Source organism: Leclercia sp. UBA7405 (genome assembly GCF_037152215.1).
GTDB classification, from domain to species: domain Bacteria; phylum Pseudomonadota; class Gammaproteobacteria; order Enterobacterales; family Enterobacteriaceae; genus Enterobacter; species Enterobacter pneumoniae.
This window is the reverse complement of sequence record NZ_JBBCMR010000001.1, coordinates 1143262-1170236: the sequence shown is the minus strand read 5'-3', so window position 1 is coordinate 1170236 and position 26975 is coordinate 1143262. Positions and strand designations below refer to the sequence as shown.

General features: G+C 54.9%; 27 protein-coding genes and 2 pseudogenes. 22 read left to right on the top strand and 7 right to left on the bottom strand.

What is annotated here, in order from left to right:
- The first annotated feature begins 18 nt into the window (after positions 1-18).
- The 5 genes from WFN75_RS05665 to fnr all read left to right on the top strand — a co-directional run bounded on the left by WFN75_RS05665 (position 19) and on the right by fnr (position 5807).
- Positions 19-1329, top strand: a complete 1311-nt coding sequence (locus tag WFN75_RS05665) for a M20 family metallo-hydrolase (protein ID WP_336995750.1) — start codon at positions 19-21, stop codon at positions 1327-1329.
- Entirely contained in the window at positions 1329-2774 is a 1446-nt protein-coding gene (locus tag WFN75_RS05660; RefSeq protein WP_336995749.1) for a M20 family metallopeptidase, read from the top strand. The genes WFN75_RS05665 and WFN75_RS05660 overlap by 1 nt, the downstream gene beginning before the upstream one ends.
- Before the next feature lie 44 nt (positions 2775-2818).
- Positions 2819-4345 (top strand): p-aminobenzoyl-glutamate transporter, encoded by a 1527-nt coding sequence (abgT, locus tag WFN75_RS05655; protein WP_046887244.1) that lies wholly within the window; start codon positions 2819-2821, stop codon positions 4343-4345.
- A gap of 10 nt (positions 4346-4355) precedes the next feature.
- Positions 4356-4871 (top strand): methylated-DNA--[protein]-cysteine S-methyltransferase, encoded by a 516-nt coding sequence (ogt, locus tag WFN75_RS05650; protein WP_212478022.1) that lies wholly within the window; start codon positions 4356-4358, stop codon positions 4869-4871.
- 183 nt (positions 4872-5054) lie between these two features.
- Complete coding sequence (gene fnr, locus WFN75_RS05645; RefSeq protein WP_040075840.1) at positions 5055-5807, top strand: fumarate/nitrate reduction transcriptional regulator Fnr; 753 nt, start codon at positions 5055-5057, stop codon at positions 5805-5807.
- A gap of 125 nt (positions 5808-5932) precedes the next feature.
- Here the strand turns inward: fnr and WFN75_RS05640 are convergent, their stop codons facing one another.
- Positions 5933-6067, bottom strand: a complete 135-nt coding sequence (locus WFN75_RS05640) for a hypothetical protein (RefSeq protein ID WP_233804409.1) — start codon at positions 6065-6067, stop codon at positions 5933-5935.
- Positions 6068-6544: 477 nt separating this feature from the next.
- Here WFN75_RS05640 and WFN75_RS05635 point away from each other — a divergent pair, with 477 nt between their 5' ends.
- The 3 genes from WFN75_RS05635 to uspE all read left to right on the top strand — a co-directional run bounded on the left by WFN75_RS05635 (position 6545) and on the right by uspE (position 8259).
- Positions 6545-6784 carry a hypothetical protein gene (locus WFN75_RS05635; protein ID WP_046887242.1) on the top strand — a complete coding sequence of 80 codons (240 nt, stop codon included), beginning with the start codon at positions 6545-6547 and terminating at the stop codon, positions 6782-6784.
- Positions 6785-6795: 11 nt separating this feature from the next.
- Positions 6796-7074 (top strand): biofilm development regulator YmgB/AriR family protein, encoded by a 279-nt coding sequence (locus tag WFN75_RS05630; protein WP_336995748.1) that lies wholly within the window; start codon positions 6796-6798, stop codon positions 7072-7074.
- Positions 7075-7308: 234 nt separating this feature from the next.
- The gene (gene uspE, locus WFN75_RS05625) at positions 7309-8259 is read left to right on the top strand and encodes a universal stress protein UspE (protein ID WP_040075844.1); all 951 of its coding nucleotides are present in this window, start codon (positions 7309-7311) and stop codon (positions 8257-8259) included.
- 35 nt (positions 8260-8294) lie between these two features.
- Here uspE and WFN75_RS05620 read toward each other — a convergent pair whose 3' ends face one another.
- From WFN75_RS05620 to pntA, 3 genes are all read right to left on the bottom strand, one after another.
- On the bottom strand, positions 8295-9416 hold the full coding sequence (locus WFN75_RS05620; protein ID WP_046887240.1) for a mechanosensitive ion channel family protein: 1122 nt from the start codon (positions 9414-9416) through the stop codon (positions 8295-8297).
- A 112-nt stretch (positions 9417-9528) separates the two neighbouring features.
- The gene (gene pntB / locus WFN75_RS05615; RefSeq protein WP_040075846.1) at positions 9529-10917 is read right to left on the bottom strand and encodes a Re/Si-specific NAD(P)(+) transhydrogenase subunit beta; all 1389 of its coding nucleotides are present in this window, start codon (positions 10915-10917) and stop codon (positions 9529-9531) included.
- A gap of 10 nt (positions 10918-10927) precedes the next feature.
- Complete coding sequence (gene pntA, locus WFN75_RS05610) at positions 10928-12457, bottom strand: Re/Si-specific NAD(P)(+) transhydrogenase subunit alpha (RefSeq protein WP_040075847.1); 1530 nt, start codon at positions 12455-12457, stop codon at positions 10928-10930.
- Positions 12458-12989: 532 nt separating this feature from the next.
- Here pntA and ydgH point away from each other — a divergent pair.
- The 3 genes from ydgH (at position 12990) to folM (ending at position 16266) form a co-directional block, all read left to right on the top strand.
- Positions 12990-13934, top strand: coding sequence for a DUF1471 family protein YdgH (gene ydgH / locus WFN75_RS05605; protein WP_046887238.1), 945 nt, complete (start codon positions 12990-12992; stop codon positions 13932-13934).
- Between the two features lie 187 nt (positions 13935-14121).
- Positions 14122-15504 (top strand): amino acid permease, encoded by a 1383-nt coding sequence (locus WFN75_RS05600; protein ID WP_336995747.1) that lies wholly within the window; start codon positions 14122-14124, stop codon positions 15502-15504.
- Between the two features lie 39 nt (positions 15505-15543).
- A complete protein-coding gene (gene folM / locus WFN75_RS05595; RefSeq protein ID WP_040075851.1) occupies positions 15544-16266 on the top strand; it encodes a dihydromonapterin reductase in 723 nt (240 codons plus the stop codon).
- On the opposite strand, the gene WFN75_RS05590 is transcribed toward folM, so the two are convergent.
- A complete protein-coding gene (locus WFN75_RS05590; protein WP_040075852.1) occupies positions 16263-16598 on the bottom strand; it encodes a GlpM family protein in 336 nt (111 codons plus the stop codon). The genes folM and WFN75_RS05590 overlap by 4 nt on opposite strands.
- Positions 16599-16727: 129 nt before the next feature.
- Here WFN75_RS05590 and rstA point away from each other — a divergent pair, with 129 nt between their 5' ends.
- The 3 genes from rstA (at position 16728) to WFN75_RS05575 (ending at position 20126) form a co-directional block, all read left to right on the top strand.
- Positions 16728-17438, top strand: a complete 711-nt coding sequence (rstA, locus tag WFN75_RS05585) for a two-component system response regulator RstA (RefSeq protein ID WP_212478019.1) — start codon at positions 16728-16730, stop codon at positions 17436-17438.
- A gap of 215 nt (positions 17439-17653) precedes the next feature.
- On the top strand, positions 17654-18019 hold the full coding sequence (locus WFN75_RS05580; protein WP_046887235.1) for a hypothetical protein: 366 nt from the start codon (positions 17654-17656) through the stop codon (positions 18017-18019).
- 10 nt (positions 18020-18029) lie between these two features.
- Entirely contained in the window at positions 18030-20126 is a 2097-nt protein-coding gene (locus WFN75_RS05575; RefSeq protein WP_336995746.1) for a pyrroloquinoline quinone-dependent dehydrogenase, read from the top strand.
- 52 nt (positions 20127-20178) lie between these two features.
- Here WFN75_RS05575 and WFN75_RS05570 read toward each other — a convergent pair whose 3' ends face one another.
- The gene (locus WFN75_RS05570) at positions 20179-21093 is read right to left on the bottom strand and encodes a LysR substrate-binding domain-containing protein (protein WP_336995745.1); all 915 of its coding nucleotides are present in this window, start codon (positions 21091-21093) and stop codon (positions 20179-20181) included.
- 120 nt (positions 21094-21213) lie between these two features.
- Between WFN75_RS05570 and WFN75_RS05565 the strand changes: the two genes are divergently transcribed.
- From WFN75_RS05565 to WFN75_RS05530, 8 genes and pseudogenes are all read left to right on the top strand, one after another.
- The gene (locus WFN75_RS05565) at positions 21214-21762 is read left to right on the top strand and encodes a hypothetical protein (protein WP_263616274.1); all 549 of its coding nucleotides are present in this window, start codon (positions 21214-21216) and stop codon (positions 21760-21762) included.
- A 105-nt stretch (positions 21763-21867) separates the two neighbouring features.
- Positions 21868-22971, top strand: a complete 1104-nt coding sequence (locus WFN75_RS05560; RefSeq protein ID WP_336995744.1) for an NADH:flavin oxidoreductase/NADH oxidase — start codon at positions 21868-21870, stop codon at positions 22969-22971.
- Between the two features lie 183 nt (positions 22972-23154).
- Complete coding sequence (locus tag WFN75_RS05555) at positions 23155-23691, top strand: carboxymuconolactone decarboxylase family protein (protein ID WP_336995743.1); 537 nt, start codon at positions 23155-23157, stop codon at positions 23689-23691.
- Positions 23692-23796: 105 nt separating this feature from the next.
- On the top strand, positions 23797-24084 hold the full coding sequence (locus tag WFN75_RS05550) for a putative quinol monooxygenase (protein WP_249220419.1): 288 nt from the start codon (positions 23797-23799) through the stop codon (positions 24082-24084).
- A gap of 89 nt (positions 24085-24173) precedes the next feature.
- Complete coding sequence (locus WFN75_RS05545; protein WP_336995742.1) at positions 24174-24308, top strand: hypothetical protein; 135 nt, start codon at positions 24174-24176, stop codon at positions 24306-24308.
- Between the two features lie 28 nt (positions 24309-24336).
- Complete coding sequence (locus tag WFN75_RS05540; RefSeq protein WP_263616271.1) at positions 24337-25275, top strand: GlxA family transcriptional regulator; 939 nt, start codon at positions 24337-24339, stop codon at positions 25273-25275.
- A 128-nt stretch (positions 25276-25403) separates the two neighbouring features.
- Positions 25404-25574 (top strand): annotated as a pseudogene (locus tag WFN75_RS22635) (SDR family NAD(P)-dependent oxidoreductase); the annotation flags it as partial.
- A gap of 184 nt (positions 25575-25758) precedes the next feature.
- Positions 25759-26133: pseudogene (locus WFN75_RS05530) on the top strand (SDR family NAD(P)-dependent oxidoreductase); the annotation flags it as partial.
- Between the two features lie 108 nt (positions 26134-26241).
- Here the strand turns inward: WFN75_RS05530 and catA are convergent.
- A complete protein-coding gene (gene catA, locus WFN75_RS05525) occupies positions 26242-26919 on the bottom strand; it encodes a type A chloramphenicol O-acetyltransferase (protein ID WP_336995740.1) in 678 nt (225 codons plus the stop codon).
- Positions 26920-26975 lie beyond the last annotated feature (56 nt).

Here is a 26975-nt window from a genome sequence, read left to right as displayed (position 1 = left end):
ATGATGACAGGAAACACGATGCAGGCATTAGCGCACTACCTTGAGACGTTATCTCCGCAACTTACCGCATGGCGGCGCGATTTCCACCACTATGCCGAATCCGGCTGGGTGGAGTTTCGTACCGCCGCAAAAGTGGCTGAAATTCTTGATCGGCTGGGATATGAACTGGCCCTGGGCCGTGACGTTGTGGACGCCGACAGCCGGATGGGCCTACCAGATGAAGCAACCCTTGCCCGTGAATTTGCGCGCGCCCGTGCGCAGGGGGCGCCGGAAAAATGGCTGAGCGCTTTCGAAGGCGGTTTTACCGGAATCGTGGCTACCCTCCATACCGGACGTCCTGGCCCGACGCTTGCCTACCGGGTAGATATGGATGCGCTGGATCTCGACGAAGCCCTGCATGAGGAACACCGCCCTTACCGGGAAGGTTTTGCCTCTTGTAACGCGGGCATGATGCACGCCTGCGGACACGACGGCCACACCACTATCGGTCTCGGTCTGGCCCATCTCCTGAAAGAGAACGAGGCGCAGCTTAACGGCACCATTAAGCTGATCTTCCAGCCTGCTGAAGAAGGTACACGCGGGGCCCGGGCGATGGTTGCCGCCGGCGCGCTGGACGGTGTGGATTACTTTACCGCCATCCATATCGGCACGGGCGTGCCGGCGGGCACGGTGATTTGCGGTAGCGATAACTTTATGGCCACCACCAAATTCGACGTACGCTTTACCGGTGTGGCGGCGCACGCCGGCGGCAAACCGGAAGAGGGTCGCAATGCCCTGCTCGCCGCCGCGCAGGCCGCCCTGGGTCTGCACGCTATCGCGCCGCACAGCGAAGGGGCTTCCCGGGTGAATGTTGGCGTGATGCAGACAGGTACCGGTCGCAACGTGGTGCCCGCCACCGCCCTGCTAAAGGTGGAGACCCGCGGCGAGACCGAGGCCATTAACCAGTATGTTTTTGAACGGGCAAAGTCAGTTATCGACGGCGCAACGGCGATGTATGGCGTACAGAGCGAGATGCGCCTGATGGGCGCCGCCACCTCCAGTTCGCCATCCCCCGCATGGGTCGACTACCTGCGAGAGCAAACCTCACAGGTAGCTGGCGTTGAACAGGTGCTTGATAAGGTGGCTGCGCCGGCGGGCTCAGAAGATGCCACCCTGATGATGGCCCGGGTGCAGCAGAACGGCGGTCTGGCATCTTATATGGTCTTTGGCACCTCCCTCAGCGCCGGACATCACAACGAAAAATTCGATTTCGATGAGCAGATCATGCAGATCGCGGTCGAAACCCTGGCGCGTACTGCGCTCAATTTTCCGTGGGCGCGAGGTGTGTGATGGAGGCGATTTACCGCTTTATCAACGATGCGATCGAAACACGGGCTCAGCAATTTACCGACATGGCTGACGATATCTGGGATCATCCGGAAACGCGTTTTGAAGAGTTCTGGTCGGCCGAACGGCTGGCCACGGCGCTGCAGGAGGCGGGGTTTAGCGTAACCCGCACCCCCGGCGATATTCCCAATGCCTTTATTGCCAGCTTCGGCAGCGGTAAACCGGTTATCGCGCTGCTGGGGGAGTATGATGCGCTGGCAGGCCTTAGCCAGCGTGCGGGTTGTGCCACTCAGCAGAGTGACACCCCCGGCGCGAACGGCCACGGGTGCGGCCATAATTTGCTCGGCACTGCCGCCCTGGCGGGTGCCGTTGCGGTGAAAAGCTGGCTCGAGCAACACGGCGGCAGCGGTACCGTGCGCTTCTACGGCTGCCCTGGCGAAGAGGGTGGCTCCGGCAAAACCTTTATGGTACGCGAAGGGCTGTTCGATGATGTGGATGCCGCCGTCACCTGGCATCCGGAGGCTTTTGCTGGCATGTTCAACGTCAGTACCCTGGCAAATATCCAGGCCGCCTGGCGCTTCCAGGGTACAGCGGCGCATGCCGCCAACTCGCCTCATCTGGGTCGCAGCGCCCTTGATGCCGTGACGCTGATGACCACCGGCACAAACTTCCTTAATGAACACATTATCGAAAAAGCCCGCGTCCATTACGCTATTACCGATACCGGGGGTATCTCGCCGAACGTGGTACAGGCGCAGGCCGAAGTGCTCTATCTCATTCGCGCGCCGGAGATGGCCGATGCGCAGCAGATCTACCAGCGTATCGAGAAGATTGCGCAAGGCGCGGCGCTAATGACCGAAACCACCGTCGAGCAGCGCTTCGACAAAGCCTGCTCCAGCTACTTGCCTAATCGCACGCTGGAGGCCGCGATGTATTCTGCTCTCACCCATTACGGTACGCCCCAGTGGAGTGATGAAGAGCGGGCCTTCGCAGCGGAGATCCGCGCCACCCTTACCGATAACGATCTGCACAACAGTCTGAAAAATATAGCCGCCACCGGGGGTGAGGCCGGTAAAACCTTTGCCCGTCGACAGCAGCAGACCCTGCTGGTAGACGAGGTGGCCCCCTATGCCGTCACCGACAACGTTCTGGCGGGCTCGACCGATGTGGGCGACGTGAGCTGGAAGATGCCGGTGGCGCAGTGCTTCAGCCCCTGCTTTACCGTAGGCACCCCGTTGCACACCTGGCAGCTGGTGGCCCAGGGGCGCACCTCTATTGCACATAAGGGGATGCTGCTGGCTGCGAAAGTCATGGGTGCGACCGCGCTCTCCCTGTTGCAGGATCGTTCCCTGCTGCAGGCGTGCCGTGAGGAGTTCGAAAAAATGGTGGCCGACACACCGTATGTCTGCCCGATCCCACACGGCGTGACACCGTCACCTTTAAAATAATAAACACAACACAACACAACATCCAATACGTTCGAGGAACGCCCATGAGTATGTCTTCCATACCTTCGCATTCCCCATCCGGTAAGCTCTATGGTTGGGTCGAAAGAGTCGGCAACAAAGTGCCGCACCCTTTCCTGCTGTTCATCTACTTGATTGTGATTTTGATGGTGGCCACTGCCGCACTCTCCGCCTTTGGCGTCAGTGCCCGCAACCCGGCCGATGGCAGCATGGTGGCCGTAAAAAACCTGCTGAGCGTAGAGGGTCTGCACTGGTTTTTGCCCAATGTGATTAAAAACTTCAGCGGCTTTGCCCCGCTGGGGGCGATTCTGGCGCTGGTACTGGGGGCCGGGCTGGCAGAGCGATCGGGGCTGCTGCCAGCGCTGATGGTAAAAATGGCGTCGCACGTCAGTGCACGTTACGCCAGCTATATGGTGTTGTTTATCGCCTTCTTTAGCCATATTTCCTCGGATGCCGCGCTGGTAATCATGCCGCCGATGGGGGCGCTGATCTTCCTGGCCGTCGGCCGTCATCCGGTGGCGGGGTTGCTGGCGGCTATCGCCGGCGTGGGCTGTGGCTTTACGGCTAATCTCTTGATCGTGACCACCGACGTCCTGCTCTCGGGCATCAGTACTGAAGCGGCCAAAACCCTGGACGCATCACTCCACGTCAGCGTGATCGACAACTGGTACTTTATGGCCAGCTCCGTCATCCTCCTTACCCTCGTGGGTGGGCTGATCACCGATAAAATTGTGGAGCCGCGCCTCGGTGAGTGGCAAGGCAGCAGCGAGGAGAAACTCGATACCTTATCGCCCGCGCAGCGTTTTGGTCTGCGGGTGGCTGGCGTAGTCTCACTGCTGTTTATTGGCCTGATTGCCCTGATGGTGGTACCCGAAAACGGCATTCTGCGTGACCCGGTACAGCATACCGTCCTGCCCTCACCCTTCATTAAGGGCATCGTGCCGCTGATCATTCTCTTCTTCTTTGTGGTCTCGCTGGCGTATGGCATTGCGGTGGGCAAAATCCGCCGTCAGGCCGACCTGCCGCAGTTGATGATCGAGCCCATGAAAGAGATGGCCGGTTTTATCGTGATGGTCTTCCCGCTGGCCCAGTTCGTTGCCATGTTCAACTGGAGCAACATGGGCAAATTTATGGCGGTAGGCCTGACCGATATTCTTGAATCCGCCGGTCTGAGCGGCGTCCCTGCCTTTGTCGGGCTGGCGCTTTTATCCTCTCTGCTCTGCATGTTTATCGCCAGCGGTTCGGCAATCTGGTCGATTCTGGCACCGATTTTTGTCCCGATGTTTATGCTGCTGGGCTTCCATCCGGCGTTTGCGCAGATTCTCTTCCGCGTGGCAGATTCGTCGGTGATCCCGCTGGCGCCTGTTTCACCCTTCGTGCCGCTGTTTTTAGGCTTCCTGCAACGGTATAAACCTGAGGCGAAATTGGGTACCTACTATTCGCTGGTATTACCCTATCCGCTTATCTTTTTAGGGGTATGGTTGCTGATGCTGGTGGCATGGTATCTTGTCGGCCTGCCCATTGGGCCGGGGGTTTACCCACGTCTGAACTAAGGAAAACAGGATGCTAAGATTACTCGAAGACAAAATTGCGACCCCGCTGGGGCCTCTGTGGATTCTGGCGGACGAGCAGGGTTGTCTTCGCGCCGTAGAGTGGGAAGAACACAGCGACCGCATGGTCGAACTGCTCAATATCCACTATCGCTCGCAAGGCTACGAGCGTATCGGCGCCAGCAATCCGGGCGGCCTGAGCGATAAGCTCACCGCCTGGTTTGAGGGTGAGCTCAGCATCATTGATGACCTGCCTACCGCCACTGCGGGTACGCCGTTCCAGCGCGAAGTCTGGAAAGCGCTACGGCAGATCCCCTGTGGCCAGGTAATGCATTATGGTCAGCTTGCTGCGCTGCTTGGACGCCCAGGCGCCGCCCGTGCGGTTGGCGCGGCCAACGGTTCAAACCCGGTCAGTATTGTGGTGCCGTGTCATCGCGTTATTGGGCGTAACGGCACCCTGACTGGCTATGCTGGCGGGGTGCAACGTAAGGAGTGGTTATTGCGCCACGAGGGTTACTTGCTGCTGTAAATACCAGGCTTTTAGTGCTTAAATTTCCTCGTCTTAGGGGGCATCTCCTCAATCATTCTGTGGAATTTCAAGAAGATGCCTCTGCATGCCCTTTTCTTGCCTTTATTGATGGTTTACCAGGCTTACGCCAGCCCCAAAAAGATGTTAAAATTGACCAATATCAATTAAGGCTTGAGCATACCTATGATCCCGGAAAAGCGAATTATTCGACGCATTCAGTCTGGCGGTTGTGCTATTCACTGTCAGGATTGCAGCATCAGCCAGCTCTGTATCCCTTTTACGCTGAATGAGCATGAACTCGACCAGCTTGATAATATTATCGAGCGTAAAAAGCCGATTCAGAAAGGTCAGACGCTGTTCAAAGCCGGCGACGAACTCAAATCCCTCTACGCTATCCGCTCTGGCACTATCAAGAGCTACACCATTACCGAACAGGGCGACGAGCAGATCACTGGCTTCCACTTGGCCGGCGATTTGGTTGGATTTGATGCTATCGGTACGGGCCATCACCCAAGCTTTGCGCAGGCGCTGGAAACCTCAATGGTGTGTGAAATCCCGTTCGAGACTCTGGATGACCTGTCAGGCAAAATGCCGAGCCTGCGTCAGCAAATGATGCGTTTGATGAGCGGCGAAATCAAAGGCGATCAGGATATGATCCTGCTGCTGTCCAAGAAGAATGCCGAAGAGCGCCTGGCGGCCTTTATCTATAACCTCTCTCGCCGTTTTGCCGAGCGAGGATTCTCACCACGCGAGTTCCGTCTGACCATGACGCGTGGCGATATCGGTAACTATCTGGGACTCACCGTAGAGACTATCTCCCGTCTGCTGGGTCGTTTCCAGAAAAGCGGCATGCTGGCGGTGAAAGGTAAATATATCACCATCGAAAACGGTGAAGCGCTGGCGGTCCTGGCCGGCCATACGCGTAACGTCGCGTAACGCCTGTTTAAACGTTATATCCGATCGGTAATGCGATATTATCGGTCGGGTTCTCCTTGTACTCCCCCCTCCTCTTTTCTTTACCCAGCAAAAAACCGCCCGAAGGCGGTTTAGATGCGAGCCGATCAGAGTGGTTTGTTCACACCATCCGGATCTTCAGGCGCCAGCGGGTCATTCACATCTGGCACATCAGGCACATCATCACCAGGAACGGTGTCATCTTCTGGTAAAGGATCAATTAAATCAGGACGATCAGCCATTACGCCTCCGTCAGACAGGATAGCTTGAGCTATTTACTTTTGCTCGGTTGTTGTTTGTTGCCCTGTTTATCATCAGGCATCTTTTGCGGCTGTTTAGGCTGCTCTTTATTTACGCTAGAGAGTATGGATTTCATTTGAAACTCCAGTAGGGTCTACAGCTTGTGCTGCATTGAAAGTATAAGTTCTGCTTACTATATATTCGAGCGAATCGGCAGCCACTTAATTCCATCTTATTGAAATTGTAGCGTTTAAAGATATATAAACATTCCCTTTGCAATAATTCCCTCATATTACCGTTTACACTTTTTTTATTTTTCACTCTTCTCATGTGCCATATATGAATACCCGAACGAGCTATGGACATCACAAAACCAGCTAAAGACGAAAAAAGTTGTACAACACCACTGTACAGATTTGTGCGACTAGTTTAGATTTAGGTCATTCCAACTCTGGGCTAATAACTAACTGGCGGATTAAATGCGTCACAATCGCGCAAGATCAGCAGCTGAAGCTGCTCTGGTAGTCTATTTCAATAAAAAAATGCTCCCAACGCCGGAAGAGACGCTGGGTGCGATCGTCAGTGAGATTTTAAAAGAACGTGTACAACTTAGTCGTATGACTATTTGCTCGAAGCTGCTTGGCAAAATTGAGATGGCGACTGATGAAGATGAAATCGCGCATTACAACAGTCTCATCGCCCTGTTTTTTGATCGTTAAGAGAGAATTCCATGAATAATGTCAGCACTCAGCACACTTACCTTTTTGATGCTCTGCATGACCGCGGACTGGCTCAACATTTTAGTACGGCGGAGGGGTCACTGCAGGATGAAGCTGCGGTTCTTGGTGCCGCCATTCGCTGCATGATGGTGTGTGGAGAGAGCCTGTCTAATAAAGAGCTAATCTTGCAACTGATACATGCGCTTGATGTGACCACGGATCCTGAAGCCTGCGATATCATTCGTAATACGCTTGAAATCGTTGTCGGGTATACCCGCGATGATATCTAGGAACCCAGGAAAAACGCCTGAAAATAAAAACGGCAAAAAGCCCCATCCAGTGGGCTTTTTCTCTTTTGGGTGAACGGCTAAAACCATTAAAACCCGTGATATCACAGGGAAACCGGCGTGGAAGTAAAATTTCCTGATTTATTGATCTGACGAAAACTTCCCCCCTGTTTCATTCCACATATATGGGTTACTCTTTGAATTACAGACTGTGGTGACAGTTGTAAGGAGACCTGTATGGCAAAGTATCAAAACATGCTGGTGGCCATCGATCCTAATCAGGACGATCAACCAGCGTTACGAAGAGCTGTCTATTTACATCAACGGATTGGTGGCAAAATCAAAGCGTTTTTGCCGATCTATGACTTCTCTTACGAAATGACCACCCTTCTGTCGCCTGACGAGCGCACCGCTATGCGTCAGGGAGTGATCAGTCAGCGAACCGCGTGGATCCGCGAGCAGGCAAAATATTATCTTGAAGCCGGCGTGCCTATCGATATCAAAGTGGTCTGGCATAACCGTCCATTCGAGGCCATTATTCAGGAAGTCATCGCGGGCGAGCATGATTTACTGCTGAAAATGGCCCACCAGCATGACAAACTTGAAGCCGTGATCTTCACCCCGACCGACTGGCACTTGTTGCGTAAATGCCCTTGCCCGGTCTGGATGGTAAAAGATCAGCCGTGGCCAGAAGGCGGCAAAGCCGTAGTCGCCGTGAATCTCGCCAGTGAAGAGGACTACCACAACTCTCTGAACGAGAAACTGCTTAAAGAGACCATCCAACTCGCCGAGCAGGTTAACCATACCGAAGTGCATCTGGTCGGTGCTTATCCCGTTACTCCTATCAATATCGCCATCGAATTACCGGAATTTGATCCCAGCGTTTATAACGATGCCATTCGTGGACAGCACTTGCTGGCCATGAAGGCCCTACGGCAGAAATTTGGTATTGATGAAAAGCTCACCCATGTAGAGAAAGGATTGCCGGAAGAGGTGATACCGGATCTGGCGGAACATCTCCAGGCGGGGATTGTGGTCTTAGGTACCGTGGGTCGCACCGGTATCTCCGCAGCCTTCCTCGGTAACACGGCGGAACAGGTAATTGACCATCTGCGCTGCGACCTGTTGGTCATTAAACCGGATCAGTATCAGACGCCGGTTGAGCTGGATGACGAAGAGGACGACTAGAGATGAAAAAGCCCGCCGCAATGGCGGGCTTTTTTTTAGCTTTCTGCTGCCCTCTGCTGAGGCGCAGTTTGTTGTCTGTTCTCGCCTTTCTGCATCCAGGGGGCGTGCAGCACCATACTGGGCAGAGCAAGCTTAACGCCGGCTTCATTCAGGCTTTCAAGAATCCGGATATTGATCTCCTGCTGAATATCCATGTACTTGTTGTAATCCGCCGTGTTCACGATATGCACCACCTCAAAGGTGAGCCTGTCAGTATCAAATCCCAGCAGATGGGCACGGTCAAACCGGGTTTCACCGACATCGGTGATGATGTTTTTCACGTTATCGCCAATCACGCGTAATTTTTCCGGCGGCGTGTCGCTGGCCACCCCAAACGTAAAGACGATACGGCGAGTCTGCATGCGCTTATAGTTATGCAGCGTTTGCTGGAGCAGAATCGCGTTCCCGCAAACGATCTGTTCGCCGCTCAGGCTACGAATACGGGTCGTTTTCAGGCCAATATGTTCCACCGTCCCGGCGACATCGTTAAACACCACGAAATCGCCGATTTCAAAGGGTTTATCAAAACCAATGGAGAGCGACGCAAAGACATCGCTAAGAATCGTTTGCACCGCCAGCGCAATGGCGATCCCCCCTACCCCCAGGCTGGCCACCAGCGCAGTGATATTGACGCCCGCATTGGCAAGAATAGAGAGCAGCATGACCGACCAGACCACCGCCCGCAGAATCAACCCGGTGATCACCAGGGTAACAGGGTTCTTGTGGCTTCCCGGCGCCAGCATGATGTGACGCAGCCAGGAGACCACTCCCTGATCCAGCCACAAGGCCACCTGAATGGCAAAGACCAGGAACCAGGCATGGCTAAGCGTCCCGGAGAGATGGGACGGCAAATCAACAAATCGTAGACTGACCAGCAGCGCCACCACAAACAGCAGGAAACGGCTGGTTCTGTTCAGCATCTCCATCAGCACAAAGCGCATCCGGTTTGTGGTGGGATGCTTGTCGCCCCAGGTGGTGATCCCTTTTTTGATGAACCCTATCAGGCGCGTGAGCAGCCAGTAGACCAACAGCGTCACGATGATAACGGTGGCGACGCCAATCCAGAAAGTGGGTCTCATCATCAGGTCAATGATGTCGAAGCGGGACAGAAATTGCATTACACCTCCTCGTCTTGCGCAAAGCTAAAAGTATAGACAGACGAGAAAGGCTGACCGCAGAAATAAGAAAACCGCCCCGAAGAGCGGTTTGTCATTACGGCCAATGGTTGCGTTACAACGCTTTCAGAATCGCGTCCACGCTGGCTTTGGCGTCACCAAACAGCATGTGGGTGTTCTCTTTGAAGAACAATGGATTCTGAACGCCTGCATAGCCCGTATTCATAGAGCGTTTGAAGACGATAACATTCTGCGCTTTCCATACTTCAAGCACCGGCATGCCGGCGATAGGACTCTTTGGATCGTCCTGCGCCGCCGGGTTGACGGTATCGTTCGCGCCGATAACCAGCACGGTGTCGGTATCGGCGAAATCATCGTTGATCTCATCCATCTCCAGCACGATATCGTAAGGGACTTTCGCCTCTGCCAGCAGCACGTTCATGTGCCCAGGAAGACGCCCGGCAACCGGGTGAATACCGAAGCGCACCTTGATGCCACGCGCCCGCAGCTTCTCGGTAATTTCCGCCACCGGATATTGCGCCTGCGCAACCGCCATGCCGTAGCCCGGAGTGATGATCACCGAATGGGCATTTTTCAGCATTTCTGCGGTCTCCTCGGCGGAAATCTCGCGGTGCTCGCCCACTTCGTCTTCAGACCCCGTAGAAGAACCGTCGGTACCGAAGCCGCCGGCGATGACGCTGATAAACGAGCGGTTCATCGCTTTACACATGATGTAGGAGAGGATCGCACCGGAAGAGCCCACCAGCGCACCGGTGACGATCAGCAGGTCGTTGCTCAGCATAAAGCCCGCTGCCGCCGCTGCCCAGCCCGAGTAGGAGTTCAGCATTGAGACCACGACCGGCATATCTGCCCCGCCGATGGAAGCCACCAGATGCCAGCCAAACGCCAGCGCGATCATGGTCATCACCAGCAGCGCCAGTACCTGCATCCCTACGCTTTCGGTACGCACGAAGATCAACAGCAGTACAAAGGATACCACCAGCGCCGCCAGGTTCAGCTTGTGGCGATTAGGCAGCATCAGCGGTTTTGACGAAATTTTGCCGCGCAGTTTGCCGAAGGCCACGATTGAACCGGTGAAGGTCACCGCACCGATAAAGATGCCCAGGAACACTTCCGTCAGGTGAATATTCACCAGAATCGGCTCCATGCCAGGCTCGTGATACAGGTAGCTATTGAAGCCTACCAGCACCGCCGCCAGTCCGACAAAGCTGTGCAAAATCGCTACCAGCTCCGGCATTTCGGTCATCTCAACGCGCTTCGCCAGACGAATCCCGATTGCACCACCGATGATCATTGCCACCAGAATCCACGCCACGTTGCCGGTATCCGGCCCAAAGATGGTGGCAATCAGCGCAATCGCCATCCCGGCGATACCAAAATTGTTACCCTGCTGGGAGGTCTCGTGCTTTGAGAGCCCCGCCAGGCTGAAAATAAACAGGATCGCAGCAACAATGTATGCGGCTGTCACTAATCCTCCAGACATATGCTACCCCTTAGCCTTTACGAAACATTTTCAGCATGCGCTGAGTCACGGTGAAACCACCGAAGATATTGATACTGGCGATCAGCACCGCGATAAAGCTCAGGAAGCTGACCCAGCCGCCGTGGCCAATCTGCAGCAGTGCACCGACGACGATGATCCCGGAGATGGCGTTGGTTACCGACATCAGCGGCGTGTGCAACGCGTGAGAAACGTTCCAGACGACGTAGTAGCCCACCACGCAGGAGAGCGCGAAGACGGTGAAATGTCCGAGGAACTCTTTTGGCGCCACGTCGGCCAGCCAGCCAAACAGAATGATACCCAGCGCCATAAAGGCGTATTTGCGCCATGGCGATGCCGGTTTTTCAGGCTCTTTCGGCTCCGGTGCAGCTTTCGCCGCCGCCTGAGGCTGAGCGGACACCTGAATTGGCGGGGCCGGCCAGGTGATTTCACCCTCGCGTACGACGGTCACGCCACGCACCACAACATCTTCAAAATCGACGGTGATGTTGCCATCTTTCTCTTTGCAGAGCAGTTTCAGCAGGTTAACGAGGTTGGTGCCATACAACTGAGAAGACTGCGTTGGCAGACGACCCGGCAGATCGGTATAGCCGATGACCTTGACGCCGTTATCGGTGGTGGTCACCACGCCAGGCACCGTGTATTCACAGTTGCCGCCGTTTTGAGACGCCAGGTCAACGATGACGCTGCCGGGTTTCATGGCGTCGACCATTTCGCGGGTGATCAGCTTCGGTGCAGGTTTGCCTGGGATCAGCGCGGTGGTGACGATAATGTCCACCTCTTTCGCCTGCGCCGCGAACAGCGCCATCTCGGCTTTAATAAAGGCCTCTGACATCACCTTCGCATAGCCATCGCCGCTGCCCGCTTCTTCTTTGAAGTCCAGCTCCAGGAACTCGGCGCCCATACTCTGCACCTGCTCTTTCACTTCCGGACGGGTATCAAAAGCACGGACAATAGCGCCCAGACTGTTAGCCGCACCAATCGCAGCGAGACCGGCGACACCTGCACCAATGACCATCACCTTGGCAGGCGGCACTTTACCGGCTGCGGTGATCTGTCCGGTGAAGAAACGGCCAAACTCGTGGGCCGCTTCGACAATGGCGCGGTAACCGGCGATGTTCGCCATTGAGCTCAGCGCATCCAGAGACTGGGCGCGCGAGATGCGCGGCACGGAGTCCATCGCCATCACGGTAACGCCGCGCGCAGCGAGTTTTTCCATCAGCTCCGGGTTTTGCGCTGGCCAGACAAAGCTCACCAGCGTCGTACCCGCGTTCAGCAGGCCGATTTCACTCTCTTCCGGTGCGTTAACCTTCAGAATGACGGGTGACTGCCACACTTCCGCGCCGTCTACAATTTCTGCACCAGCCTGAATAAACGCTTCATCGTCGAAGCTAGCCAGCTTGCCGGCGCCGCTTTCAATCGCGACGGTAAAACCCAGTTTAAGCAGTTGTTCCACCGTTTTCGGTGTTGCTGCAACGCGGGTTTCATTGGCCGACCGTTCTTTTGGTACCCCAATACGCATAGTTTTCCCTTCCATCGGTTTGTGATGATGGTTTGTTGGTCGCTTCTACGGGCGCCATCGCCACTGAGAGCGCTCAGCGGTAACCACAAATTACCCGCAGAAAATTAAACAGTAACAAACTTTCTATAACCTACTGAAAATAACGCCTGCGATCCACCGTCAGAAAAGAGTATTTCTTTTTATATCGGTCAAAAATAGGTGATCCGGGCCGCTGACAGAGATATTTGCCTTAAATTCTTCTCGAGAGCCGATAAATACTCAGGCGAAGCGGGAAAAACACGATATAGCCCCAGCGTAGATCAACTTATTAACATTAATTTTACTTGTGAAAGTTATAGGCTTCATCAGTTTTGCTGGTCTAACGCCTGTTTTTTCAACATATCACTAAATGTTATAGAAACTGGATTGCAGGGTAGCACCCGCTGTGAAAAATGGCGCAGACAGCGACTGGGATTAAATGCAATAATCATCAACGTTTTCAAATTAACAACAACACCAGTACCTGGTTTGCGTAAGGCGAAGGATTATTTTTATGAAGCTTAAGAACACTCTCCTGGCGTCCGCACTCCTTTCTGCGACCGCCCTGTCCGCGAATGCCGCGACAGAGTTAACGCCGGAGCAAGCGGCAGCGTTAAAACCCTTTGATCGTATTACTATCGTAGGACGTTTTAATTCCATCGGCGATGGGGTAGACGCCGCTTCCCGCCGCGCGGATAAAGAAGGTGCCGCATCATTTTATGTAGTGGACTCCGCAGATTATGGCAACAGCGGCAACCAGCGCGTTATTGCCGATCTCTATAAAGAAGATGCGCCAAAAGCTGAAACCAAAGGCAATCGCGTCATTAATGGCGTAATGGAATTGCCAAAAGATCAGGCCATCTTACTGGAGCCGTACGACACCGTGACCGTTCAGGGCTTCTACCGTAGCCAGCCTGACGTGAACGACGCCATTACCAAAGCGGCCAAAAACAAAGGCGCGGACTCTTTCTACATTGTGCGTCAGATCGATGCCAACTCGGGTGGTAACCAGCGTATTACCGCTTTCATCTACAAAAAAGATGCGAAGAAACGCGTACTGCAGAGTCCTGACGTGATTCCGGCAGATTCTGACGCAGGCCGTGCGGCGATCGCTGCAGGCGGCGCTGCGGCGAAAAACGTTGAAATTCCGGGCGTCGCGACGACTGCGACCCCAAGTTCTGACGTTGGCCGTTTCTTCGAAACCCAGACCACCAAAGGTGGCCGTTACAGCGTCACGCTGCCGGATGGGACGAAAGTAGAAGAGCTGAACAACGCCACCGCAGCGCAGATGGTTCCGTTCGACAGCATTAAGTTCACGGGTAACTACCCGAACATGACCGAGATCTCCTACCAGGTCGCGAAGCGTGCAGCCAAAAAAGGGGCTAAGTATTACCATATCACCCGCCAGTGGCAGGAGCGTGGTAATAACATGACCATCAGTGCTGACCTGTATAAGTAATTATCCAGGTTGATTAAGGCGGCGCGTAGCCGCCTTTTTTTATGCTTTTTATGCACTTTTAGAGCGTTGCGCATTGCATGACTTCCTGACACTCCGTAAAATCCCGCGCCTTAGTGTGATCCACCATTTTTATGCGCCATAGCGAAATAATTATTCTGGATTCGGTCCGTTTTTTAACAGGAAGCCAATGGAAAAGAAACTTGGCCTGAGTGCATTAACTGCGCTCGTATTAAGCTCCATGCTCGGGGCAGGCGTATTCAGCCTGCCGCAAAACATGGCCGCCGTCGCCAGCCCTGCCGCCCTGCTGATTGGCTGGGGCATAACCGGTGCGGGTATTCTGCTGCTGGCCTTCGCCATGTTGTTGCTCACGCGGCTTCGCCCGGATCTTGACGGCGGCATTTTCACCTACGCCCGTGAAGGCTTTGGCGAGCTCATTGGCTTCTGCTCGGCGTGGGGGTACTGGCTGTGTGCGGTGATCGCCAATGTCTCCTATCTGGTCATCGTCTTCTCTGCCCTCAGTTTCTTCACCGATACGCCGGAGCTGAAACTCTTTGGCGACGGCAACACCTGGCAGTCTATTGTGGGATCCTCGGTCCTGCTGTGGTTTGTCCACTGGTTAGTGCTGCGTGGCGTGCAGACGGCGGCCAGCATCAACCTGGTCGCTACGCTGGCGAAGCTGGTGCCGCTGGGTCTGTTTATTGTGCTGGCCTTTATTGGCTTTCGCCTCGATGTCTTCAGTATGGATTTTTCCGGCCTGGCGCTGGGCGTGCCCGTCTGGGAGCAGGTCAAAAACACCATGCTCATCACCTTGTGGGTGTTTATTGGCGTAGAGGGGGCAGTGGTGGTTTCTGCCCGTGCCCGTAACAAGCGTGACGTCGGCCGCGCCACGTTGCTCGCCGTGCTGGCGGCGCTGGGGGTCTACCTGCTGGTCACTCTGCTGTCGCTGGGGGTGGTAGCCCGTCCTGAGCTGGCTGGTATGCGTAACCCGTCGATGGCCGGTCTGATGGTCAAAATGATGGGCAGCTGGGGCGAAGTGGTGATTGCCGCAGGGCTGATTATCTCGGTATGCGGAGCCTACCTGAGCTGGACAATTATGGCGGCGGAAGTGCCCTTCCTGGCCGCAACGCATAAAGCGTTCCCCCGCCTGTTTGCCCGCCAGAATAAAAATAATGCCCCGGCGGCCTCGCTGTGGCTGACCAATATCAGCGTACAAGCGTGTCTGGTACTGATCTGGCTCACAGGTTCTGACTATAACACCTTGTTAACCATCGCCTCAGAGATGATTCTGGTACCGTATTTCCTGGTAGGCGCATATCTGTTAAAAATAGCCACCAGACCCCTGCATCAGGCAGTGGGGATCGGCGCCTGCCTTTACGGGCTATGGCTGCTGTATGCCTCCGGTCCGATGCACCTGCTGCTCTCTGTGGTGCTCTATGCCCCTGGCCTGCTGGTGTTTATCTACGCCCGCAGAACACATGAGATTGAAAGTTCGCTGCAGCGCAAAGAACTATGGTTAATAGGTTTGTTACTGGTTGCCGCTGTGCCGGCAACGTGGATGCTGATGGGCTAACTTGCCGTTACCCATCGTCTTACGGTTAAGGAGAAAACGATGGGAAACGCGCAACCGCTCCCGATTCTGATCACCGGTGGAGGCCGTCGTATCGGCCTCGCTCTGGCTCACCATTTTTTAAATCTACGCCAGCCCGTAATCGTCAGTTATCGTACGGAATATCCCACCATTGATACCCTGCGCAAGGCTGGCGCGGTCTGCGTTCAGGCCGACTTCTCCACCGACGAGGGTATTCTGGCCTTTGCCGACAAAGTGAAAGCCGATAATCGCGGCCTGCGCGGAATTATTCATAATGCCAGCGACTGGCGCGCTGAAAAGCCGGGCACTTCGCTGAGCGAGACGCTCTCCTGCATGCTGCAGATCCACGTTCACGCCCCCTATCTTCTTAACCATGCTTTACAGGATCTGCTGCGCGGGCACGGGCATGCAGCGAGCGATATTATTCATTTCACCGATTACGTCGTGGAGCGCGGCAGCGATAAGCACATCGCTTATGCTGCCAGTAAAGCGGCGCTGGATAATATGACGCGTTCATTTGCGCGCAAGCTGGCACCGGAAGTGAAAGTGAACGCCATCGCCCCCTCTCTCATTCTGTTTAACGACCACGACGACGCGGATTACCGTCGTGAGGCGCTGAATAAATCGCTGATGAAGATCGCGCCGGGCGAGAAAGAGGTGATCGATCTTATCGATTATATCTTTACCAGCTGCTACGTTACGGGTCGCACGTTTGGCGTCGACGGCGGACGCCCGCTGCGTTAGTGGAAACGGCTCCAGAAGAAGATGAGTACCCAGGCGCTGAGGCTCCAGCAGACCACGGCCCCGCCCAGCGCCAGGGGCAAACGCAGAAAACCGGTGAAGTACCACAACGAGAGCAGATAAAGAAAATAGGGAATGATCGACCACATGCCAAAGACAATCGTTGCCCGTAAGGCTTCGATTCCCCGTTCTGACGCAACGATATAGTGGGCAATCAGGGCGAAGGTCGGAAAGAGCGGAATGAGTCCCGCGATATAGTAATTTTTGGTTTTGGCCAATACCCCTATCAGTACGACAACCAACGCACCCAGCGCGGCTTTAATGAGCAATCCCATCGCTCTTCCCTGCAACAATTTATTCACAATAATGAGCAGCATAACGGAACGGCTGCAATTTGCGAAAGATTAATGGAAGGTTAAGGGAGTGCGGTGTATGTTGGCTTTTTTCGCCATCTCAGACGTTGTATGAATAAGATTGTATATGTAGAAGATGAACCGGAAGTGGGCCAGCTGATTGCAGCCTACCTGGGAAAACATGATATCGAGGTCATCGTTGAACCTCGCGGCGATCGCGCCGAGGAGGTGGTGGCCCAGCAAAAACCTGATCTGGTGCTGCTGGACATCATGTTGCCCGGCAAAGACGGCATGACCTTGTGCCGGGATCTGCGTTCACAATATAGCGGCCCCATCGTTTTACTCACATCACTTGATAGCGACATGAACCACATTTTGTCGCTGGAGATGGGGGCAAATGACTACATTCTGAAAACGACACCGCCCGCCGTCTTGTTAGCGCGGTTGCGTCTGCATTTACGCCAGCGCGTGGGTGCCCCGGCGGATGCCCCGGCTCTAACGCCCCATAAAATGCTGCGCTTCGGTACGCTTTCCATCGACCCGGTTAATCGCCAGGTGATGCTCTCGGGCGACGAGGTAGCGCTCTCAACTGCCGATTTTGATCTGTTATGGGAGCTGGCCACCCACGCGGGGCAGATAATGGATCGGGATGCGTTACTGAAAAACCTGCGCGGCGTCAGTTATGACGGTCTGGATCGCAGCGTTGACGTGGCTATTTCGCGCCTGCGTAAGAAGCTGCTCGATAATGCCACCGAGCCGTTCCGTATTAAAACCGTGCGCAACAAAGGCTATCTCTTTGCACCCCATGCCTGGGAGATGTAAAACCCATCACCTGGACGCAAAGCATCATTTTGCGCCAGGTTTCCTCTCCCCTTAAAAAAATCCTCTTCTATACTCATTTACGTTCAGAGAATTCTGTGGTCGTTATTCCCAGCACCTTGATTTATTTATGGTTGCTTTCAGGGTCCCGGCCGCAGTGTTTCCGATAACAACATAGTGATGATTTGTTCTTTTTTTTGATAGGGGGAGTTCCTGGTATGTTGCAATCTCAACCTTCGCGCGTCGGCAGCCTGTTGCTGCTGCTGGCCGCGGTCATTGGCTTCGCCGTGGCGTTATACGCCTGGCTGACGCCGCTAACCGGCGTCACCGGCACTATCGGCGCGCTGGGCGTGGCTATCGCCTGCGTGGTGCTGGCGGTACTTACCCTGATGTTACGGGCCGCCTCCCGTCGCGGTTCCCGCATTTTCCTGATTATTATCACTCTTGTGGTACTGGTGGGTATTGGCTTTGCGGCCGCGCTGCTGCATCAGTACATCATCACGGCAGCGATGGTGGTCGGCCTGATTGGTCTGATTGCGTTGAGCAGCAATTCCGTTCGTCACAATCACCACGTCAACGTCTGAGGAGCCACCCGTGCATAACGATAAACACCATCCCTTCATGAAGGTCAGCCTGACGGCGATAGCGCTGCTGGTTGCTCCGCTCTCGCTGCAGGCGCAGGATAAAGCCGCTGAGGCCTCCCAGGGGACCCAGGAAGAGCTCAACGTGGACGCGGCCGATCAACAACAGCCGGGCACCACTAAAACTACCAATGAAGCCTCCACCGGCAAAAGTGAGGGGCAAAAAGTTGCCTCAGCCAACCAGCCGGCCACGCCGCTTGTGCCCTCTACGGCCACCTGGGACAGCTTCCACGGGCAGCTAAACGCGCAGAAATACAGTCCGCTGAAGCAGATCACGGCAGAGAACGTGGGCAAGTTAACCAAGGTATGGGAGTTTCATACGGGCGACGTGTCGGATGGTAAAGGCGACACACCCGCTACCGTCTGGTCAGCAACGCCTATTTTTGCCAATGACACCCTTTATATTGGTACCCCCTTCGATCGCCTGATTGCGCTGGATCCGGGTACCGGCAAAGAGAAGTGGCACTATGACACCAAATCACCGCGCAAGGCGTTGACCCAGCCGGTGCTGAAGAACCGCGGCGTCTCTTACTGGCAGGCCAAAAATCCGGTTGCCGGCGAAGCCTGCCAGAAGATCGTCTATATGGGCACGGTGGATGGCAAGCTCTACGCGATAGACGCTGACTCCGGCAAGCCATGCAGCGACTTTGCAGATAACGGCATGCTGGACGTTAACCAGTGGAATACGGTGAATGCCAAATTCCCGCTCTCTATCCTGCAGCCGCCAACCGTGGTGGGTGATCACCTGATCGTAGGCTGGGCCGGTAAGGACTGGGCCTATGCGGAAGCGCCTCCGGGCAGCGTGTTCTCAATTAATGCACGTACTGGCGAGCGCGAGTGGACCTTTGATGCAATACCGGCCGACATCCGCAAACGCACCGGTACGGCCAACGTCTGGACGCATATGTCTGCCGACGAGGCTCATGGCCTGGTCTATCTGCCGGTCTCCTCCCCGTCACCTAACTACTGGGGCGGTAACCGCACCAAGCCTATCCCTCTTGGCACCTCCACCACCGCGCTGGATATCAACACCGGTAAAGTGGTCTGGTCCCGTCAGTGGGTGCACCATGACGTGTGGGATTACGATATCAACTCTGCGCCAACCCTGATGGATATCACCGTCGACGGCAAGCAGATCCCGGCGCTGATTCAGGCCACTAAACAGGGCTTCCTGTTTGTGGTTAACCGCCTGACCGGGGAAGATGTCTGGCCTATCGAAGAGCGTCCGGTACCACAGGGTGATGGCTCGGTGCAGGGGGAAGTCCTCTCGCCTACGCAGCCGTTCCCGACCAAACCCGCGCCGCTGCTCGACCAGTCGAAAAAGCCCGCTATCTGGAAACTGGCGGATATTGTCGGCGCCGGGCAGTGTAGCCGCCTGTGGGACAATTTGACCTACGAGGGGATGTATACCCCGCCCACCACGAAAGGTGAAGGTGCATTAACCTATCCGGACAGCGCCGGTGGCGTTCAGTGGGGCGGCGTGGCCTTTGATCCGCATAAGCAGATTGCTATCGTTAACACCTCACATATCGTGCAGTACGTGAAGCTTTATAGCCGCGAAGATTACGATAAGGCGGACAAAAGTGCAGGCAATGAGAGCGGCTTTGCGCCACAGGAAGGAGCACCTTACGGCCTGCGTCTGATGGTCGCCAATAACTGGCTGGGCATGCCGTGCTGGGAACCGCCATTCGGCGAGATCGTCGCGCTGGATATGCACACCGGGGATGTCAAATGGCGTCGTCCGGTTGGCGCATCGCAGCAGTATGGCTTCTTTATGCCGGAAAGCTGGGGCTCACCGACCATTGGCGGGCCGGCTGTAACAGCGGGAGGCGTGGTCTTCATCGGTGCCTCAATGGATGCCAAAGTGCGCGCCTACTCGGTGGAGAGTGGCGATGAGCTATGGTCCGATCAGGTTGAAGCGCCTGCGGTGGCCAACCCCTCCGTGTATGAGTACAAAGGCCGCCAGTACGTGGCGTTCGTTGCCGGGGGGAACACCATCCTGAAGGATCAGGTGGGCGACCAGGTAGTGGTTTACGCGCTGCCTGAGTAAAGCGCCAGTCAACAGCAAGGGGCCCGAGGGCCCCTTTTTTTATGGCTACGTTTTACGTGTCCGCGTGTAAAGAGGCGGTCGAGCGTTGCATCTCCTGAATTATCCACTCCCGAAGCAGCACCACCTCCGGCCGCACGGCACTCTCGTTCATCGTCACCAGATAATAATTGGCACCCGGTAACGAGCAATTAAACGGCGTCGTCAGCATGTTGCGCGTAATCAGATCTTCCGCCAACAGACTGCTGGCAATGACGACCCCCTGTCCCGCCACGGCTGCCTGCAGCGCGTGTGTTTCATCGCTAAAATAGAGCCCCTTACTGGCATTGAGCGTTTCCGGCCCGTAGCGCCTTTTCCAGTGCTGCCAGTCCGGGGATTCAGCCGGTACGTGCCGGTTCTCCACATGGAAAAGCGTGGCGTTAAGCAGATCCTCCCGGTTTTGCAGCCTGAGCGACGGGCTGGCCGCCACGACAAACTTGTCCTCATACAGCAGCGTGTTGTGCAGCCCCTCCTCAGGGGTTTCACGATAGCGGATCGCCACATCAACGGTACGTTGTGTTAAATCCACTTTTTCAACGCTGGTGTGCAGGTGCAAATCTATCTGCGGAAATTGCGCCTTGAAATCCGCCAGACGCGGCACCAGCCAGTTCGTTAAAAAATTGGAGGTGGTAGTGATCGTCAGCGCAGGCGGGTGTCTGGCCCGCTCTATCTGCTTAACCGCCGAGGCTAACGCGGTAAACGCGCTGGAGGTTCCCGCATAAAGCAGCTCCCCGGCCTGGGTCATCTTTACCCCCTGGGCATTACGTTCGAATACCCGGCACGCCAGCGTCGATTCGATGAGCCGGATCTGATGGCTGACAGCGGTCGCACTCACGTTAAGCTGCTTTGCAGCCTCTTTAAAGCTCAGCGCGGTGGCAACGGCATGAAAAGCGCGTAGCGCGCCGAGGGGCGGTAAACGGGATAATTTCATGATGAATTAATCTCATCTATGGCTGAAAACAATGACTTTGATTCACTGATAACGCAGGCAATAAGCTTATTACACATCTCTTAATGGATGAATTTTATTTTCGCTTACCCTGAGGTTTTTATGTCACTGTCCACTTTACACAACGCAGGTCGCCTCCCGGCAGAGGCGCGAAACATCGCCTCCTGTATGCTATTCAGTCTGCTGGGCGCTGAGCTGACGCTGTTTTTCACGGCTGAAACCAGTCTCAGCCTGATAGATGCCGCAGTCTGGCTGATGGCCTTCTTTTGCAGCTACCGGCTGACAAAGAGAGGCATGATGTCCCCCCTGCCGACGTTACGTCGTCTATGCTATGGATTTGTCGCCACTGCTGGCGGACTGATACTGATACGCTTTGCTACGCATCATTACCTTCAGGAATATGGGCAGCTTGCCGGCATGGTCTGCGTTGGGGCTGGGCAGGGAGTAGCGAGCAGAGCAGTGCAATGCCAGTGGCAGGGCGAACGTCCCGGACGTTTACTGCGCCTTGTCATTGTACTCTTTGTCATCCTGAGCAGCCTGCTGATCCTGAACGTCTCTGCGCTGCTGGGCGTAACCCCTGCGGTCGCCCTGCTGGTCGATCTGGCTCTACTGGGAGCGCTCTACTGTAAAATCGTGCAGCAAGCCCCCTGACCTGCATTGCCAGTCACCGCGCCTTTAAGGCACAAATGCGTAACCGGATTAGAAATAAGTATCAGTAAGGTAGAGAATCTTTACGTTAAAGCTGGAGCGATAAGCATGTCTAAACCGAAATTGTTTACACCGTTACGTATTCGTAATCTGGAAATTGAAAACCGTATCGTCATCGCCCCGATGTGTCAGTATTCCGCCGAAGAAGGCTGCATGACTGACTGGCACACGCTCCATCTGGGGCAGCTGGCCCTCTCCGGTGCTGGCTTGCTGACGATTGAGGCGGCGTCCGTCTCCCCGGAAGGGAGGATCACCTGGGCGGACGTTGGGCTTTATGATGATAAAACCGAAGCGGCAATGGGCCGGGTGCTGGAAACCATTCGCAAGTGGTCCCCTATCCCCGTTGCCATTCAGCTGGCGCATGCAGGCCGTAAAGCCTCCACCCACAGACCCTGGGAGAAGCCGGGACAAATCGCACCCGACCAGCAGGGTGGCTGGCAGACGCTGGCCCCCTCTCCACTCCCCTACAGCGAAGGCTATACCGTACCCACCGCCCTTGACCGGGAGGGTCTAGCCGAAATCCGCGAGCAGTTCGCCAGCGCCGCGAAACGCGCCGCCCGGTTGGGAATTGACCTGATCCAGATCCATGCCGCACATGGCTATTTGCTGCATCAGTTCCTCTCTCCACTTTCTAACCAGCGCACGGATGAATACGGCGGTGCCCTGGAAAACCGTGCCCGATTCCCGCTGGAAATTTTCGACGTGGTACGCGAAGCCTTCCCGGCAGAGAGAGCGATCAGCGTGCGCATTTCGGCAACGGACTGGGTGGAAGGCGGCTTTGACCTGGAAGAGGCCGTCGCCTTTTCTAAAATGCTGGAAGCGCGTGGGGTGGATGTGATTCACGTCTCCAGCGGCGGCCTGCATCCGGATCAAAAGATTGAGGTCTATCCCGGCTATCAGGTTCCACTGGCCAGAGCGGTGAAAGCGGTCGTTAACATTCCGGTGGTGGCGGTAGGACTCATCACCGAGCCTGAACATGCAGAATCGATCGTGGCCAGCGGCGACGCCGATTTCATCGGCATTGCCCGTGGCGCGCTGTATAACCCGCGCTGGCCATGGCACGCCGCCGCTGCGCTGGGAGCCCAGGTGCATGCCCCGGATCAGTATCTGCGTTGCCAGCCCCATACGCTGAAAAACCTGTTTAAATCCTGACGAATGGGCGCGATCCCGGCAACGCGGTCGCGCCCTCATTTGGCTGGCATTTTCTCTTTCAGAGAGAAACACCTACCTGAAAAGCCCTCTTTTTCCTCCGCCGCCTTCGTCTTAACGTGTTCCTGAATTCAACGCGACAGTGCCACAGCGTTGTCGAAATCATCGAGAAAACAGGAGCTAACCATGAGTCGTTTACCGACAATCAGTGAAAGTGAAGCCACCGGCAAAACTGCGCAGTTGTTTAGCGCCATCAAAAACAGTCTGGGTAAAGTCCCGAACGCATACTTAACGATCGGCACCCATTCTCCGGACATCCTTGGCCAGATGTTACAGCTGAACGCCACCCTGCACAAAAGCAGCCTCAGCGACCGGGAGCTGGAAGCCATTAACCTGGCCGTAAGCGAGGAGTCAGGGTGCGATTACTGCCTGGCGGCGCATACGTTGATGGCAAAAAAAGCGGGCTATTCTGAAGCGCAGACCCGTGAACTGCGGGACGCGCACTACCCGGATGATGGACGCATTAACGCCCTGGTACAGTTCGTACAATATCTGGTCTCTTCTCGTGGCACCCTGCCCGCCGAACAGGTAGATGCTTTTCGCCGTGCCGGATTCACTGACCAGCAGGTGATCGACACCCTCGGTGCCGTGAGCGCGATTCTCTTTACCAACATGGTCAACCGCGTAAACGATACGGTTGTCGATTTTCCAAAAGTAAGCTGAGGATGTTGCAGCAAATAGCAGGTACGGGGTGAGGCCTCCACCTGCTTTTTTGCAGCTACTTTTTCCGCGTATCTTCTCTACATCAGGCTAAAAAGGAAGCTGAATATGTCTACTGAAATTACCGTTGTCGCCACAATCACTGCCCGCAGCGGATACCGCGCCGAAGTGGAACAGGCATTAAGAAAAGTTGAGCGTGAGGTTCAGCAGGAACCGGGTTGCGAACAGTATCAGCTGTACGTCAGTCGCGATAACGACCATCAGTTTGTGATGATTGAGCGTTGGCAATCCGAAGCCATGCTGGCGCAGCACTCCCAGGCTGAGCCATTTCAGGCGTTAAGCCGAGCCATTGAGGATAAAGCCGATCTGGAGGTAGTGACGCTGGGGCGGGTATAGGAATAGCTTATAAATCGTGGATCGATGTCAGTGCCGATGTACTGGCCGGGCGACTGGGGGTGCTGTCGGCGGATCAGCCAGGGGAAGCGGTGCCGCTGAACCTTGTCTGTCCCCACCCTAAGCAGTTTTCGCCAGCGATCCGCGAGCTGCATGCCCTGTTACAAGAGCAGCTTAAAGCCATTACCACATTGCTTAAAACGCGTGCGGCTTTTGTCGCCGCATGACTCTGCGTCAGGTTACGAGGAGCAGAAGATGCACCAGGTCGGATTATTGATTTCAGATCACTTTCAGGTAATGGGTCTGTCCACCCTGAGTATTTTCGAGTTTGCCAATCAGGTAGCGGGAGAGCCTTTCTATCACTGCACGGTCTACTCTGAGCACGGCGGCGCAGTAAGATCCTCTTATGGCTTTGGCGTGGAGAGTAAAGCGCTTGACGGCGAAGCGCAAATCGATACCTGGCTGGTGGCGGGGGTCCTCACGCCAGCAGAGCACCCCGCAACGCCCGGAATAGTCACTTTTCTACAAACTCATGCGGCAAAAGCCCGACGGGTTGCGGGGATCTGTACCGGTGCCTTTGTCCTCGGCCAGGCCGGGCTTTTATCCAGCCGCCGGGCAACTACCCACTGGGCTCATGCGCAATATCTGCAAACCCTGCATCCCACCACCCGCGTGGAAGAGGATCGCATCTATATTATCGATGATTTTATCTGGACATCAGCGGGTTTGACCGCGGGTCTGGATATGGCGTTGGGGATGGTCGAAAAGGATTTGGGTGCCGAGGTGGCACGATCTGTTGCGCATCTTTTGGTAATGCACCATCGGCGTTCCGGCGGCCAGACGCAACACTCTGAAATGCTGATGCTCTCTCCGCGCAGCGACAGGCTGCAAACGGCGCTAGAGTATGCACGCAAAAATCTACGGCAGCCTCTCACTATCGAAGATATGGCCGATGCCGTGCATATCAGCGCGCGTCAATTGAGCCGTCTCTTCCGCTCAGAGACGGGTAAAACGCCGGCCAAAGCGATAGAAGGATTACGGCTGGAAAATGCCAGACTGCTTATTGAGCAGAGTCGCCTGTCGATGGAGGTTATCGCCAGAGAGTCAGGATTTCGCGACCGACGGCATATGCGAGAGGTATTTATTCGCGGCTACGGTATTCCGCCTCAGTCTCTGCGCACCGGCAAGGCTTAATTACGCTTATCCCCCTCCCCGACGGCTCTCCTTGATAATGTCCTGAATCACAACCTTCGGTGTCATTCAGGACATCGGCAAAGTGCGTATTCTGAATTCACCAAATCAATAAAACAAAGGTGAACAGAATGACGCAGCACAACACAATCCAACGCGGCACGGCCGTTATTACCGGCGCGTCAACCGGTATGGGTTATGACCTGATAATCGTTGCCCGCGACCACAATCGTCTTAATCAACTGGCCACGCACTTTACTACCGACAGCGGACGCAGCGTAGAGGTGGTGGCCGCCGATCTGACCGGCTTTGCGCGCGGCGAAAGGGTGACTATCCCGTCGCTTCATGACGACACCCTGTGGAACCACTACGAGCAGGCGCGTCAGGCGATGATGCCACATCTGGGCAATGACATACCGGCAGAGCGCTATCTCTCTTCACTGACGCATTGAGCTGTTAAGACCCGTAACTTTCCATTATCTGAAGGATGCGGTACTGATCAATAACAGTTCGGTATTGGCGTTCCTGCCGCTGGCAACCAACGCGCTCTACTTCGCCACCAAAGCGGCTATCCACTCTTACACCCTGTCCCAACGTTTCTTGCTGCGCGATACCGGCGTTCAGGTTATTGAGATCTCCCCTCCCTGGGTAGATACCGACCTGATCTACAAAAGTGGCGATGCGCGCGCGATGCCGCTCAATGACTTTATCCAGGAGACGTTCGACAAGCTGGGAACGGGGACCATCGAAGCCATTGTCGATCGCGTCCTGCCGGTACGGGATAACCCCGGCGCCAATGAACATACTCTGGTGAACCGGTTCAACCAGTCCATCGTAGATAACCCTATTCCCGTCCAGTAAACGGCAGGGGCAATGCGCCCCTGTTTTTATTCAGGTGTTGCTGTGCTCGCTGAAATTTCAACGTCACCGAATCGCAGCGCGCAGGTTTATTGATCGGCAAGTGCCCTTTTACGCTTGCTGGGCATCAGCCAGGCTCTCGATGTTATTACACAGCGCTTGCAACTCGTTGTACAGCCTTGCCAGATGGAAGCCATCGCACACGGAATGGTGCACCTGTACGGCGAGCGGCAAGACCACTTTTTCCTCTTTTTGATGATATTTACCAAGAGTGAACATCGGAGAAAAAAAGTTCTTCATGTTCGCAACGTTGACATTGAAACTGGTAAAGGTGACCCAGGGAATAGCCGAGACGAAAAAGACATTTTCCAGCGACTGTTCTTTAGGCCAATAGGCTAAATTATCCCCATAGCGTGCCACATCTTCTGAATAGACCTGCTGAAAATGGTGAATATTGCCATCGTAATGGCTCCATAATGATGAAAAGGTCTCCGTTTCATTATGGAAAATAGTGTATTGCGGATGTATTTCATCCCAGATGACAAGCTCGTTATCTTTTATAGCCATGCGGAACTCCGCATGGCTATTAACGATTTTTGAAATAAGAAAAATTATCGTCGGGTAAAACTTCCAGCCAACGTTTTTGATATGTTTGTGCAGCGCGGTAATATCCAGTTCTACGGTCTGGTTGATTGTACTTTGCGCAAAGGACTGAAATACCTCAAAGTGCTCTTTTCTGGGCCAACGAGATAAATCGACAGGCGTATATCCAGGCGTTATTTTTTTCATTCTCTAACCTTTGATGACAATTACCTATAAATGTCAGCCCACCTGCTTTGATGAAT

Coding starts and splice junctions, on each gene's coding strand:
- WFN75_RS05665 (WP_336995750.1), top strand. CDS start 19: ATGCAGGCATTAGCGCACTACCTTGAGACGTTATCTCCGCAACTTACC.
- WFN75_RS05660 (WP_336995749.1), top strand. CDS start 1,329: ATGGAGGCGATTTACCGCTTTATCAACGATGCGATCGAAACACGGGCT.
- abgT (WP_046887244.1), top strand. CDS start 2,819: ATGAGTATGTCTTCCATACCTTCGCATTCCCCATCCGGTAAGCTCTAT.
- ogt (WP_212478022.1), top strand. CDS start 4,356: ATGCTAAGATTACTCGAAGACAAAATTGCGACCCCGCTGGGGCCTCTG.
- fnr (WP_040075840.1), top strand. CDS start 5,055: ATGATCCCGGAAAAGCGAATTATTCGACGCATTCAGTCTGGCGGTTGT.
- WFN75_RS05640 (WP_233804409.1), bottom strand. CDS start 6,067: ATGGCTGATCGTCCTGATTTAATTGATCCTTTACCAGAAGATGACACC.
- WFN75_RS05635 (WP_046887242.1), top strand. CDS start 6,545: ATGCGTCACAATCGCGCAAGATCAGCAGCTGAAGCTGCTCTGGTAGTC.
- WFN75_RS05630 (WP_336995748.1), top strand. CDS start 6,796: ATGAATAATGTCAGCACTCAGCACACTTACCTTTTTGATGCTCTGCAT.
- uspE (WP_040075844.1), top strand. CDS start 7,309: ATGGCAAAGTATCAAAACATGCTGGTGGCCATCGATCCTAATCAGGAC.
- WFN75_RS05620 (WP_046887240.1), bottom strand. CDS start 9,416: ATGCAATTTCTGTCCCGCTTCGACATCATTGACCTGATGATGAGACCC.
- pntB (WP_040075846.1), bottom strand. CDS start 10,917: ATGTCTGGAGGATTAGTGACAGCCGCATACATTGTTGCTGCGATCCTG.
- pntA (WP_040075847.1), bottom strand. CDS start 12,457: ATGCGTATTGGGGTACCAAAAGAACGGTCGGCCAATGAAACCCGCGTT.
- ydgH (WP_046887238.1), top strand. CDS start 12,990: ATGAAGCTTAAGAACACTCTCCTGGCGTCCGCACTCCTTTCTGCGACC.
- WFN75_RS05600 (WP_336995747.1), top strand. CDS start 14,122: ATGGAAAAGAAACTTGGCCTGAGTGCATTAACTGCGCTCGTATTAAGC.
- folM (WP_040075851.1), top strand. CDS start 15,544: ATGGGAAACGCGCAACCGCTCCCGATTCTGATCACCGGTGGAGGCCGT.
- WFN75_RS05590 (WP_040075852.1), bottom strand. CDS start 16,598: ATGGGATTGCTCATTAAAGCCGCGCTGGGTGCGTTGGTTGTCGTACTG.
- rstA (WP_212478019.1), top strand. CDS start 16,728: ATGAATAAGATTGTATATGTAGAAGATGAACCGGAAGTGGGCCAGCTG.
- WFN75_RS05580 (WP_046887235.1), top strand. CDS start 17,654: ATGTTGCAATCTCAACCTTCGCGCGTCGGCAGCCTGTTGCTGCTGCTG.
- WFN75_RS05570 (WP_336995745.1), bottom strand. CDS start 21,093: ATGAAATTATCCCGTTTACCGCCCCTCGGCGCGCTACGCGCTTTTCAT.
- WFN75_RS05565 (WP_263616274.1), top strand. CDS start 21,214: ATGTCACTGTCCACTTTACACAACGCAGGTCGCCTCCCGGCAGAGGCG.
- WFN75_RS05560 (WP_336995744.1), top strand. CDS start 21,868: ATGTCTAAACCGAAATTGTTTACACCGTTACGTATTCGTAATCTGGAA.
- WFN75_RS05555 (WP_336995743.1), top strand. CDS start 23,155: ATGAGTCGTTTACCGACAATCAGTGAAAGTGAAGCCACCGGCAAAACT.
- WFN75_RS05550 (WP_249220419.1), top strand. CDS start 23,797: ATGTCTACTGAAATTACCGTTGTCGCCACAATCACTGCCCGCAGCGGA.
- WFN75_RS05540 (WP_263616271.1), top strand. CDS start 24,337: ATGCACCAGGTCGGATTATTGATTTCAGATCACTTTCAGGTAATGGGT.
- catA (WP_336995740.1), bottom strand. CDS start 26,919: ATGAAAAAAATAACGCCTGGATATACGCCTGTCGATTTATCTCGTTGG.